Source organism: Chryseosolibacter histidinae, assembly GCF_018598225.1.
In the GTDB taxonomy this organism is placed as follows: Bacteria; Bacteroidota; Bacteroidia; order Cytophagales; family Cyclobacteriaceae; genus Chryseosolibacter; species Chryseosolibacter histidini.
The window spans coordinates 1-13,523 of the sequence record NZ_JAHESF010000082.1 but is presented as its reverse complement, the minus strand read 5'-3'; the positions used below and the strand labels follow the sequence as shown (position 1 = coordinate 13,523).

Below are 13,523 nucleotides of genomic sequence, written 5' to 3'. Positions count from 1 at the left end.
ATCTCCGGCATCTTCCACAACAACACCTGGTACAGCCGCCAGGCACTCGATCAGCTTCTTCAGCAGGCACAGACCCTCGCCCGCTAGATTTAAGAGGTACGAAGTACGAGGTACGAAGCGGAAGCTCCGAATCGAAGACCTCCTTACTCCTTAATTCTTGCTCCTTACTCCTTATTCTGCACTTCCACCTTCTGACTCCTGGCTCCTGGCTTCTGACTCCTGACTTAAGACTCCTAACAAACACTCCAAAAACCACCCACTCCCCCCAATAACCGCTTACGAATTAAAACGACACTGCAGGTCAGGGATATCATTAAAAAGATAGTCCTTACAGATGAGAGTGGTATGCGCTGTTCTCAAAGTAGTTTATTCCGTACCTAAAACCACTATGAAGATCAAACTGAACGTTATCCTGATTTTAATTGCGCTGTCTTTCAGCGCCTTTGCTCAAAAGGACGGCAAATGGACCCCGCTGTTCAACAACAAAGACCTCAAGGGATGGAAACCCCTTAACGGCAAGGCCAAATTCGAAGTTGTGAACGGCGAGATCGTGGGCACCACCGTTCCGAACGAACCCAACTCATTCATTGTAACAGAAGACCTGTACGGCGACTTTATCCTCGAGCTCGAATTCAAAGGTGCCGACATGAATTCAGGCATCCAGTTCCGAAGTGAAAGCAAACCCGATTATCAGGATGGCCGCGTGCACGGCTACCAGTTCGAAATAGATCCTTCGCCCCGCGCCTGGACCGGTGGCATCTACGATGAAAAAAGAAGGGACTGGCTCTACCCGCTCGAATACAATCCTTCGGCAAAAACAGCATTTAAAAAGGACGACTGGAATAAGGTACGCATCGAATGCATCGGCAGCAGCCTGCGCACCTTTCTCAACGGTGTGCCTGCCGCTCATCTCGTGGATGATATGACGCCCAAGGGATTCATCGCCCTGCAGGTGCACGCCATCACCAAACCTGAAGACGCCGGCAAGCAGATCCGCTTCCGGAACATCCGCATTCAGACCCAGAACCTGAAGCCGTCACCACCTGATGGGATCTTTGTGGCGAACCTGATCCCCAACACATTGACTGAGCAGGAAAAACTGAACGGCCTCTCCTTATTGTGGGATGGAAAAACAACCGCCGGATGGAGAGGTGCCTACAAGCAGAAATTTCCGGAGGGAGGTTGGGAGATAAAAAATGGCATATTAAGTGTTTTAAAATCTGATGGGGCGGAATCGCAGAACGGTGGCGACCTGGTAACAGAAAAAGAGTTCGGCGCTTTTGACCTTCAGTTCGAGTTCAGGCTCACAGAAGGCGCCAACAGTGGCGTGAAATATTTTGTCACCGAAACAGAAGGAAACAACGGCTCAGCCATTGGTCTCGAGTACCAGGTGCTGGACGACGAAAAACATCCAGATGCCAAGATGGGCGTTGTGGGCAACCGTACGCTGGCATCGCTGTACGACCTGATCCCCTCCATTAAAGTAAAGCGGGGATTGCACAAGATCGGCGACTGGAACTATGGTCGTATTGTAGTGTATCCTGACAACAGGGTGGAGCACTGGCTCAACGGTTATAAAGTGGTGGAGTACCAGCGCGGCGGCCCTATTTTCCAGGCGCTGGTGGCCAGAAGCAAGTATGCCAAATGGACGGATTTTGGCATGGCTCCCAAGGGACGCATCCTGCTGCAAGACCATGGAGACCTGGTTTCTTTCAGGAGCATTAAAATAAAAGAGCTTAAATGATCAGAAATTCATTTCCCGCAGATTGCGCAGATATTCGCAGATTCATAAAACGAAATTGCTGCACCGCGGGAACCCTGCGACTTGCGCGTAACAGGAACAGTGATTAACTTCAAACAAGACATAAAAAACGGAAATTGAGCTATCATCCGGAATTCCAGTTCAGAAATTTGAAATCAGAAAAGTCAATCTAACCATGAAAAATTCAAGAAGAGATTTTATCAAAAAGTCGGCGCTGGCCACGGCAGGTGCTTACGTTGGCGCCATGGGTTTCAGCGCTAAAAGTTATGGCAATATTCTTGGCGCGAACGACCGTGTTCGTGTTGGCATCGTAGGATTTTCTGATCGGTTCAGAAGCTCGCTGCTGCCGTGCTTCATGAACCACTACCAGGCACTGAATTTCGACATCGTTGCTGTTTCTGATATCTGGAAGCTGAGAAGAGAAGAAGGACAGGCGCAGCTGAAAGAAAAAATGCAGCACGACATCAAGACCTTCCGCAACAACGACGAGCTCTACGGCTCCAAAGAAGTGGATGCGGTGATCATCAGCACGGCCGATTTCCAGCACGCCCTGCACGGCATCGAAGCGGTGAAAGGAAACTGCGACGCGTATATCGAAAAACCTTTTGCTGAGACCATGGAAGACGCACGGGCAGCGCTGAAGGCCATCAAGGAATCTAAAAAGATCATCCAGATTGGGTCACAACGCCGGAGCGGAACCAACTATCACGCCGCCGCAGATTTTGTGAAGCAGGGCAAGTTCGGCAACATCACCATGGTGGAGCTCACCTGGAACGTGAACCAGCCCGGCCGCTGGAGAAGAAATGATGTGGTTGCCAAAATGCGCGAGCAGGATACGGACTGGAAGAGATTTTTGATGAACCGCCCGTCTGTGCCGTTCGACGCACGCAAGCACCTCGAGTTCCGTTTGTTCTGGCCTTATTCATCGGGCTTACCCGGCCAGTGGATGAGTCACCAGATCGATACTGTACACTGGTTCTCGGGATTGAAACATCCACGCAGCTGCGTAGCCAACGGCGGCATTTATTTCTGGAAAGACGGAAGAGAGAACTGGGATACGATCACAGCCGTGTTCGACTACGGGCCAGAGAACGATCAGAAATCAGGATTCCAGGTGACGTTCTCTTCACGCATGCACAACGGCGAAGACCGCCCCAAAGAAATTTATTACTCCAATGGTGGAGAGATGAACCTGAACACCAACATGGTGACACCTTCCGGCGGATTGCAGGAGCGTCATGCCAAAGCCATGAACATGCAGGCGAACCTGCTGCCTGAAATGAGCCTGAAGAAAGTGGAAGAGAAAGTAGAGACCAGCGCCAACACCGGCGGCGACCAGCTCACCTCGAACCACATGCTCAACTGGATGGAGTGCGTGCGCAGCCGCAAAGAGACCAATGCACCGGTTGAAGCCGGATACTCGCACGCCATTGCCTGCATCATGGCGAACGCGGCGGCAAGGACCGGAACAAAAGTGACCTTCGATGAAGCGAGGCAGGAAGTGATGGCAGGAAGCAAGGCATTTAACCTGTGATCACACGCATGAAAAAATTAGTTTTCTTATTGTGCCTGGCAGTGTGCATCACGCATGCTGCCCTCGCACAAAAGGGTTTTTCGCTGAACGATAAACCGGCATCCAAAAAAATGGAGGTGCTGTACGATGGGAAATTCCTCACGGCTTATTGTTATTTCGATTCCACGGAAAAGCCAGTGCTGTTTCCGCTCAAGACATTCAGTGGAAACACCATCACGCGTGGCTATCCTGTGGCACCACGGGCGGGAGAACGCACCGACCATCCGCACCACCTTGGTTTGTGGATGAACTATGAAAGCGTGAACGGCCTTGACTTCTGGAACAACAGCACCGCCATTGCCGCCGAGAAGAAATCACACTACGGATCCATCAGGCATCAGAAGATCCTTGCTTCGGAAGGCAAAAAAGACAAAGCCGTGATCGAAGCATTGAGTCATTGGGTGAACATGGAAGGGCAGGTGTTGCTGGAAGAAAAGACCCGCTTCGTGTTTACAAAAAAGGATAACGACCTCATCATAGACCGCATTGCCACGCTCGAAGCAAAAGTGCCTGAGGTGATATTTAAAGATATTAAAGATGGTATGCTGGGTGTGAGGGTAGCGCGCCAACTGGAAATGCCTTCTAATCAGGCCGACAAGTTTGTAGACGCGCATGGAAATGTAACACCAGTCTCCAAGATGGACAACGACGGCGTCACCGGTATGTATACAAGTCAGAAAGGACTCAAAGGTGATGCTGTGTGGGGTACCCGTGCGTCATGGGCCGTGCTGAATGGAAAGAAAGATGGCGAGACTGTTTCGCTGGCCATCATCGATCATCCCAAAAACGTGGGATATCCTACTTACTGGCATGCGCGCGGTTATGGACTGTTTGCTGCCAATCCGCTGGGTCAGAAAATTTTCAGCAATGGAAAAGAAGAGCTGAACTTCTCCCTGAAGCAGGGCGAGCAGGCTACTTTCCGATACCGCGTCGTCATCCACGGAGGAGATGCTGAGCTCACCGCAACTCAGATCGACCGGTATGCTGCCGATTTTGCAAAAACCAAATAAACAGGTCGCAGGTCAGAAAAGTGAGCGTTCATACACGGAAACAGCTTTATTATTTGTACATTCCGTAGCCCATTCCACCCAGACGCGGTATGAAACATTTGATCCGGACAAGCCTGCTTGTGCTGTATGCCTGCTTATGGCATTGCGGCATCAAAGTCTTTGCACAACAACATGATCTCAATTTTGATCATATTGGTGTAGAACAGGGGCTGTCTCAAAGCACAGTGCTCGCCATCACACAGGATATTGAAGGATTTATGTGGTTTGGCACGCGCGAGGGGTTGAATAAATACGATGCGCGCAGGGTCACAGTGTACCGCAACGACCCGTCCCACAAAGGCTCCGTTTCAGAAAATTCCATCTACAGCCTGCTCACCGACAGCCGCGGACGGGTATGGGTTGGCACCCGCAATGGCCTCAATCAATACGACGCCAGCACAGATTCTTTCCGGAGGTATTACCCTGATCAAATATCATCGGAATCGCAAACCAATAATACGGTCACCGCCATTCTGGAAGATCGCAATGGCAACCTATGGGTGGGCACACGAAAGGGCCTCAAGCTGATGGTTGAAAAAGATTCAGTTTCGTTCATACAGTTTGTGAATCAGCCGAACAACAGCAACAGCCTGGTGAACGATGATATCCACGCCTTGTACCAGGATAGTGATGGAGCGATCTGGATCGGCGCTGCTCACGGTTTTTCACGACTCGTTTACAATGGTCCCAAAGATTTTACATTCACGTCGTTCAGCATGCCGGAGTCGACGGACCTGTCGAACAAAGGCTACTGGGTGAATGCTTTCGCTGAAGATAAATCAGGACGCCTGCTGATCGGCGGCGAACGTGACGGACTGCTCGTGCTCGACAGGCATACGTTGAAGTTTGCCGAGAATCCGGTGCGCGGCACACAGCTTGATGGAAAAGCGGTGCGCTCCATTCTCAAAGACCCAAAAGGTGGTTTCTGGATCGGCACCATCGGCGGCTTGTATGTGGTGAACGAAGATTTTACCTCCATCAGGCAGTTCAGGAACATTCACGACAACCCCAACACCATTAGCGACAACTCCATCCGTTCACTGTACTGCGATCGTCAGGGCTCTTACTGGATCGGCACCTTTCACGGCGGCGTGAATATCTACAGCGCGCTTTCAAAACAGTTCAGGCACCTGAAGCCGCGCTCCGACAATCAGAAATTCCGTTTCAAGATCGCCAGCGCGCTGACAACAGACCGCGACCAGAATTTCTGGATCGGCACGGAAGGCAATGGTCTTCTTTTCGTGGACAAGCGGCTGAACCTCAAAACACACTTCAAACACGACGCCGGCAATACCAACTCGCTGAGTCACGACAACATCAAATGCCTGCTGCTGGAAGAAGGTGAAGGCATCTGGATCGGCACCATCAAGGGACTGGATTATTACGATTTCAAGCGGAAGAAATTCACGCATTACAAACATGATCGTGACAATGTTCACTCGATGCCTGACGATGTGATCTACGACCTGCTGAAAGATGGTGATGGCGATCTCTGGATTGCGACCTATCGCGGCGGCATTGTGAAGCTCGATACCAAAAAAGGTGTTGCCAGGGAAGTGTACACCCATCAGGCTGACAAACCGCAATCCGTAAGCTCCGAAGGTATCACACGACTCTTCATGGATTCGAAGCAGAACCTTTGGGCAGGTACCATGTCTGGCCTGAACAGGAAAAAAGCTGATGGCACCTTCATCCGTTTTACGCACAATCCTGCGGAAGCAACCTCCATCAGTGGCGATTATATCACAAGCCTCTATGAAGACAGCCAGCACCGGTTTTGGGTGGGCACGCGGGGCACAGGCCTCAACCTGCTGGAAGCCGATGGAAAAACCTGGCGTCATTTTACAACCACCGACGGCCTGCCTGGAAACACGATCTACGGGATACAGGAAGATGGCCGCGGATACCTCTGGCTGAGCACAGAGAATGGCCTGTCGCGTTTCGATGCCGTGAAAATTACCTTCAAGAATTTCAACAGCAGCGACGGACTGGTGTGCAAAGAGTTCAACTTCAACTCGCACCACAAAGATGGCACCGGTCATCTTTACTTTGGTGGATATAACGGTGTGGTGTATTTCCATCCCGACAGCATCAATCATAACATGATGGTTCCCGATGTGGCGTTTACAAAGATGCGCCTCTTTAATAAGGAGATCAGGCCCGGCGATGACGTTGAGCTGTTGCCGAATCATGTGAACCACCAGGGCCAGATCGAGTTCAGGTACGACCAGAATATTTTTTCTGTGGAGTTTGCTGTGCTCAATTATATCAACGCGCAAAAAAATCAGTTTGCTTACAGGCTTGCTGGCTTCGAGAGCGACTGGAATATTGTGAACGAGCCGGTGGCCACGTACATGAACCTTTCTCCCGGCCGATATACATTGCTGGTAAAGGGATCGAACAACGACGGCATCTGGAATGATACGCCGCGGTCGTTGGCCATTGTGGTGTTTCCGCCGCCGTGGAAAACATGGTGGGCTTACATGGGGTATGTGGCCACGTTCCTGTTGTTGCTCTATGCCTGGGCACGGCTGAATAAAAAACGTGTGCGGCTCGAGCACGACCTGGCGCTGGAGCACCTCGAAAAAGTTAAACAACACGAGCTTCACCAGGCCAAGCTGAACTTCTTCACCAACATCGCCCATGAGATCCGCACGCCGGTGACTTTAATGGCAGGACCGCTCGATCACGTCATGGAAAATCATCCGCACGATGCTGTGCTCAGAAAAGAGCTCATGCTGGTGAAAACCAATTCCGATAGGTTGATGCGCCTGCTGAACCAGCTGCTGGATTTTCAGAAGCAGGAAACAGGCAATGTGAAGCTCAAGGTGAGCAAGGGAGACATCACGGCATTCATCCGCGAGATGATCTATTCTTTCCGGGAGTATGCCGAGTCGCGCAATGTGTCGCTGCAGTTCAAGACTGAAACAGAGCCCATTTACCTGTGGTTCGATCGCGATGAGCTTTCCAAGGTGTTCTTCAACCTGCTGGTGAATGCGCTCAAATACACACCCGGCGGTGGCCATGTGAATATCCTGGTGTCGTGCCAGGGAGAAGATACCGGTACACCCTCTGTGCAGATCATCATTGAAGACAACGGCCTTGGCATTGCGGCAGAACATCTCGAGAAGATCTTCCACCGGTTTTACCAGGCGGAGAACACGGGCATCCAGGAGGCGGGTTTTGGTATAGGCCTGGCGTTGACCAAAGGTATCATCGATCTTCACCGTGGAAGTATTAAAGTGGAGAGTCGCGAGGCGACCCCCAGTCTTTCAGGATTTACACGTTTCACCATTACCCTTCCTGCCACCAACGAACATTTTGGCAAAGAACAGATCCTCAGCGAACCGGAAAGTGATGGACTGATGCTTGCGGTGGACGATGTTACCGATGAGACTGCAGTTGCAAAAGATAAGAAGGAGACCGGCGAGAAACCGCTGATCCTGCTGGTAGAAGATAACGAAGATATCCGCCGGTACATCCGCGATATTCTGCTTCCCAGCTATGATGTAATAGAAAGTACAAATGGATTTGACGGATACGAGATCGCTGCGGAGCGACTGCCGAACCTTATTGTGAGTGATGTGATGATGCCGCGTATGAATGGCATCGACCTGGTGCGGAAGCTGAAGACCGACATGCGCACCAATCACATTCCCGTGATCCTGTTAACGGCACGTGGCACGTTGAACCACCAGGTAGAAGGATTGGAGATCGGTGCCGACGACTACCTGACGAAACCATTCAATACCAGCCTGCTCACGATAAAGATCAAGAATCACCTGCAGGTGCGTGAGAAGCTCAAAGAGAAGTATAGCCGTATCGTAACACTGCAGCCCCAACACCAGGAAGTGCAAGACCCCGACGACAGGTTCCTGCAACGCTTGATGACCATCCTGGAAGAGAACATCATGGATGCCGACTTCAACGTATCGGGCCTGGTAAAAGAGATCGGCATGAGCCGCCCCGTGCTGTTCAGGAAAACAAAAATGCTCACCGGTCTTTCCGTCATAGACCTGATCCGCAACGTGCGTCTCAAAAAAGCCGAAATGCTGCTGCGTCAGAAAAAGCTCAGCATCTCCGAAGTCGCCTTCACCGTTGGCTTCAGCGATCCCAAATATTTCAGCAAGTCTTTCCGCAACCAATTCGGCAAACCACCTTCACAGTATCTTGAGGAATTGGAGTAAGGGAGTCCACGGTCCACAGACCACGGTCCACGGCAGGGTGAGTGCGTCGAAGTCCCATTTTCCCTCTCCAACTGCCAGCCAGGTAGTTGTCTGCAGTCTCTCATAAGGAGAGGGCTATTCGCACGTTAGCCATGCACCAATAAAATATGGTGAGGTTGTGCAACACCCGCGCAACTCCGCGCAACTCCCTGCCCATTTGCCCAACGCCGTTAACCACTCATCCAAAAAAACAAGGCACACTTCAGCTTCTCTTCAAAATCGTCAGGATGGTGCGGAAAAGCTGCGTCTCCCCTAATGAGCCCACATCCGGATACGCTTTGCATACCTTTCCCGAAGCTTGATCCGTGCAGCAATTCTTGCATTACTGACGGATGTGGCTGCAGCTAGCGTTCAAACCCCCTTTGAGGGTTCTGAACCCTCAAAGGGTTATCGTCGGCTAGAAGTATTTCGATCTAACTTTCAATCTACAACTTAACCTAACCATCATGACAAACATCAATTCCGAAACAGGCTAGTGTCCCTGATGATTCTCTAACAGATCGTGATAAACTGAAATATGTCTATCACCGGATCTGTCTTGCCGTGCCCGCCGTAGCTACAGCGCAGGCCGGCCTTGCCCGTAGCGCTCTTCGATAACCGTACCGTAGATGAGCATGTACAAGGGCTTTTACTGTAGTCACATTTCATTAAACACTAAACCTATGAGTCTAAATTTACGCAAGGAGAATTTAGCGGTGGCAGGATATTTTCTTCTTGGCACCTTATTGCAACTGATCTTCTGCGGCGCAGCATTCGCTGAAGAGATCGACAACCGCTCAGGTAAGAGAGGATTCGCGCGTTACATGGCTGCCCCTGCAGATCTGCAGGACCGTGTGATCACCGGTCAGATTACCGGAGACGACGGACAGGGCATTCCCGGTGTGAATGTCATTGTCAAAGGAACCAGCACCGGAACCACGACCGACTCTGATGGCAACTACTCGCTGAGTGTACAGGATGGCGCTACCACGCTGGTGTTCTCGTTCATCGGCTATCTGAGCATGGAGGAACCGATCGGCGGACGTTCTAAGATCAACGTTACCATGAAGGCGGATGTCACTACGCTCGAGGAAGTGACCGTGGTGGCATTTGGCGAGCAGAAAAAAGAGTCAGTTGTGAGCTCCATCACCACCATCAAACCCAGCGAGCTGAAAGTACCTTCCAGTAACCTTACTACTGCCCTGGCTGGCCGGTTGTCAGGGGTGATCGCTTACCAGCGAAGCGGTGAGCCCGGACGCGACAATGCCGAGTTCTTCATCCGCGGTGCCACCACGTTCGGTTATAAAAAAGATCCGTTGATCCTGATCGATGGTATGGAGTATACCACAACAGAGCTGGCGCGACTCACACCTGACGACATCGAAAGCTTCTCCATTATGAAAGATGCTACGGCCAACGCGCTGTACGGTGCGCGCGGTGCGAACGGCGTGATCCAGGTCACCACCAAATCGGGTAAGGAGGGCAAGCCCAAGCTCACGTTCCGCTTTGAGAACACCTTCTCGAAGCCCACCCGCGACATCGAAATGGCCGACCCGGTCACCTACATGAAACTGCACAATGAGTCGGTGCTCACACGCAACAGGCTCGGTGTTTTGCCCAACTCACAATACAAGATTGAAAGCACTGAAGCAGGTGTCAATCCCATTGTGTTTCCGGCGGTGGACTGGCAGGAAATGCTCTTCAAGCATCAGACCATCAACCAACGGGCTAACATGAGCCTTACGGGTGGAGGCAAGATCGCCAATTATTACGTTTCGTCGTCGTTCAACCAGGACAACGGCGTGCTGAAGGTCGATAAGCGAAACGATTTCAACAGCAACATCAATATGAAAACGTACAACCTGCGTTCGAACATTGGTATCAACGTGACGCAAACCACCAACCTGATGATCCGCCTGAGTGGAACGTTCGACGACTACCGGGGACCACTGGATGGCGGTGAGGCACTCTACCAGAAAGTGATGCGCACAAGCCAGACGTTATTTCCGGCATATTATCCCGCCGAGGGCATTTATGAGAACGTGCCCCATATTATGTTCGGCAATTCGGTACTCTCAGATCCGCAGAAGCGCTACATCAATCCTTATGCAGACCTGGTGAAAGGTTACAAAGAAACATCACGGTCTATCATGCTGGCGCAATTCGAGCTGAAGCAGGACCTGGGCTTTATTCTGAAGGGCCTCACGTTTAACGGCATGGTGAATACCAACCGTCGCGCTGCATTTGATGTGACACGCCAGATGCAGCCGTTCTGGTATAGTATACCCATCGCCACCAACTACGACAAGGTGACCAACACTTACAGGTTGAACCTGATCAATCCCGGTCCTCCGGATCAGGGTGGCGGCACTGACTGGCTGGATGCCGATATCGATGAGAGCAAACGCAAAGTGTCTTCTGTTTTCCGTGGCCAGGCCCAGCTGTTGTGGAAGGAGACATTCAATGACAAGCACAGCGTAAGTGCCATGGCGGTGCTGCTGGCGCAATCCGAGCTTACCGGCAATCCCGAAGACGTCGATGACAATAACCAGGTATCGTTACAGGAGTCACTGCCCGCGCGTAACCTCGGCCTTTCAGGAAGGGCTACGTACGGCTATGCTGACCGTTACTTCTTCGAGTTTAACTTCGGTTACAATGGCTCGGAGCGTTTCCATGAAAGTGAACGTTTCGGGTTCTTCCCTTCGGCGGGTGTGGCGTGGTCTATTTCCAGCGAGCCGTTCTTCCAAAGTTATGAACGCAAGATCAACAAGCTGCGGGTACGCGCCAACTATGGCCTGGTAGGCAACGATGCTATCGGAAGCAAAGCCGACCGGTTCTTCTACATCTCGGATGTGAACATGAACAATGGCGATTACAAGGCCAGCTTTGGCACCGATGGCGGATATACGCGCAACGGCATCTCCATTGGCCGGTATGAGAACCAGGACATCACCTGGGAGACTGCAGTGAACTCTACTTTTGGACTCGAGATCGGGTTGTTCGATAAACTGAATTTCATCGGAGAATTCTTCACCGAGCGGCGTTACAACATCCTGATGGATCGCGCCTCCATTCCCGTTACCATGGGCCTGATGGGCAACAAACCCAAAGCCAACGTGGGCAAGGCGGCAACACGTGCTGTAGATATGTCGCTGGATTATTCCGATCATATCGAAAACGACCTTATCGTGCAGGTCAGGGGTAACTTTACATTCGCCCGCAATAAGTTTGTTGCCTACGAGGAGCCCGAATATGATCACGAGTGGCTGTATAAGGAAGGGCATTCTACCTCACAGCAGTGGGGCTACATCGCAGAGCGCCTTTTTGTGGATGGCGACAGCTTTACTGAAACCGGGGAGGTTGGAAGCTCACCCGTGCAATCCTTCGGCCGCACCATGGGTGGCGATATCAAGTATAAGGACGTGAACCGCGACGGCGTGATCAATACGCTGGACATGGTGCCGATCGGATTCCCGAAGACACCGGAGATCATCTATGGTTTCGGTTTTTCGAGCAAGTACAAAAGTTTTGACGTGAACGCCTTCTTCCAGGGCTCTGCACGCTCTTCGTTCTGGATCGATGTGGAGAAAACATCACCTTTCATTGACAATGATGATGACGCCAATATCATTTCGCAGAACCAGCTTTTAAAGGCTTATGCGGACAATCACTGGTCTGAAGAGAACCGGAACCTGTATGCCCTCTGGCCGCGCCTGAGCTCTGACCTCAACAGCAATAATAACCAGACCAGCACCTGGTTTATGCGCGATGGAAGTTTCCTTCGCCTGAAGCAGGTAGAGGTAGGCTATACGTTGCCGCTTCGCGTGAGCCAGCGTGTGCGCCTGGATATTCTGAGGTTGTACGTCAACGCTACCAATTTATATACCTGGAGCAAGTTCAAGTTGTGGGATGTGGAGATGGCGGGCAACGGACTCGGATATCCCATACAGAAGCAATACAACATCGGCCTTCAGGTAGGATTTTAAAATCAAGGGTATGAGAAAAGTAAAAACAGTATTTATCATTGCGTTCCTCTGCATTTCTTTTTCCTGTAAAGAATACCTGGACGTAGTGCCTGACAGTGTGGCAACCATCGATAACGCGTTTACACTGCGCACTTCCGCAGAGCGTTATCTTTTCACCTGCTATTCGTATATGCCGCAGCACGGTTTGCTGAACGGATCTAATTGTGGCAATATCGCTTTCAATTCAAGCGACGAGCTGTGGTACCCGGTGCCATCCATCGATATCGATGCGGAGATCATCAACATTCAGCGCGGATTTCAGAACAGCTCCGATCCTTATGGCAATTACTGGAGCGGAAAAAGAGAAGGCAAGAAACTTTTTGAAGCGATCCGCAACTGTAATATTTTCCTGGAGAACATCCACAAGGTAAACGACCTGCCACTCTGGGAGATGGGCCAGTGGACCAGCGAAGTGAAGTTCCTGAAAGCCTACTACATTTTTTACCTGATGCGCATGTACGGCCCTATTCCGCTGATCAGGGAAAACCTGCCCATCTCGGCTTCACCCGAAGAAGTGCAGCTTTACAGGGCGCCGGTAGACGAGGTTGTGGATTACATCGTAGAGCTGTTGGATGAAGCTTTCGCCAGTGAAGCGTTGCAGCCGCGCGTTGTGGGCACCGAAGCCGTTGACCTGGGCAGGATCACACAATCGATCGTGCTGGCATTGAAAGCCAAGGTGCTGGTAACAGCAGCCAGTCCGTTATTCAACGGCAACCCGGAGTACGCCAACTTCAGGGACAGCCGCGGCACACAGCTGATCAGCCCGGACTACGATCAGTCCAAATGGCAACGGGCGGCGGATGCCTGCAGGGAGGCCATCGAGTACGCGCATCAGCAAGGTTATATGCTGCACAAGTATACCCCCACACCCGGCAGCACCTACGTGCTTAACGATACGCTGTTGAAAGA

General features: G+C 51.4%; 6 protein-coding genes. All 6 read left to right on the top strand.

Annotated elements, in window-relative coordinates; translation table 11 throughout:
* Positions 1 to 388 precede the first annotated feature (388 nt).
* The gene (locus KK083_RS32155) at positions 389 to 1,744 is read left to right on the top strand and encodes a 3-keto-disaccharide hydrolase (protein WP_254170270.1); all 1,356 of its coding nucleotides are present in this window, start codon (positions 389 to 391) and stop codon (positions 1,742 to 1,744) included.
* A 193-nt stretch (positions 1,745 to 1,937) separates the two neighbouring features.
* On the top strand, positions 1,938 to 3,296 hold the full coding sequence (locus KK083_RS32150; RefSeq protein WP_254170269.1) for a Gfo/Idh/MocA family protein: 1,359 nt from the start codon (positions 1,938 to 1,940) through the stop codon (positions 3,294 to 3,296).
* Positions 3,297 to 3,304: 8 nt separating this feature from the next.
* Complete coding sequence (locus tag KK083_RS32145; RefSeq protein ID WP_254170268.1) at positions 3,305 to 4,345, top strand: DUF6807 domain-containing protein; 1,041 nt, start codon at positions 3,305 to 3,307, stop codon at positions 4,343 to 4,345.
* An 89-nt stretch (positions 4,346 to 4,434) separates the two neighbouring features.
* On the top strand, positions 4,435 to 8,571 hold the full coding sequence (locus KK083_RS32140; RefSeq protein ID WP_254170267.1) for a two-component regulator propeller domain-containing protein: 4,137 nt from the start codon (positions 4,435 to 4,437) through the stop codon (positions 8,569 to 8,571).
* Between the two features lie 701 nt (positions 8,572 to 9,272).
* Positions 9,273 to 12,575 (top strand): SusC/RagA family TonB-linked outer membrane protein, encoded by a 3,303-nt coding sequence (locus KK083_RS32135; RefSeq protein WP_254170266.1) that lies wholly within the window; start codon positions 9,273 to 9,275, stop codon positions 12,573 to 12,575.
* Positions 12,576 to 12,585: 10 nt separating this feature from the next.
* A partial coding sequence (locus tag KK083_RS32130) for a RagB/SusD family nutrient uptake outer membrane protein (protein ID WP_254170265.1) occupies positions 12,586 to 13,523 on the top strand: 938 nt, incomplete at its 3' end.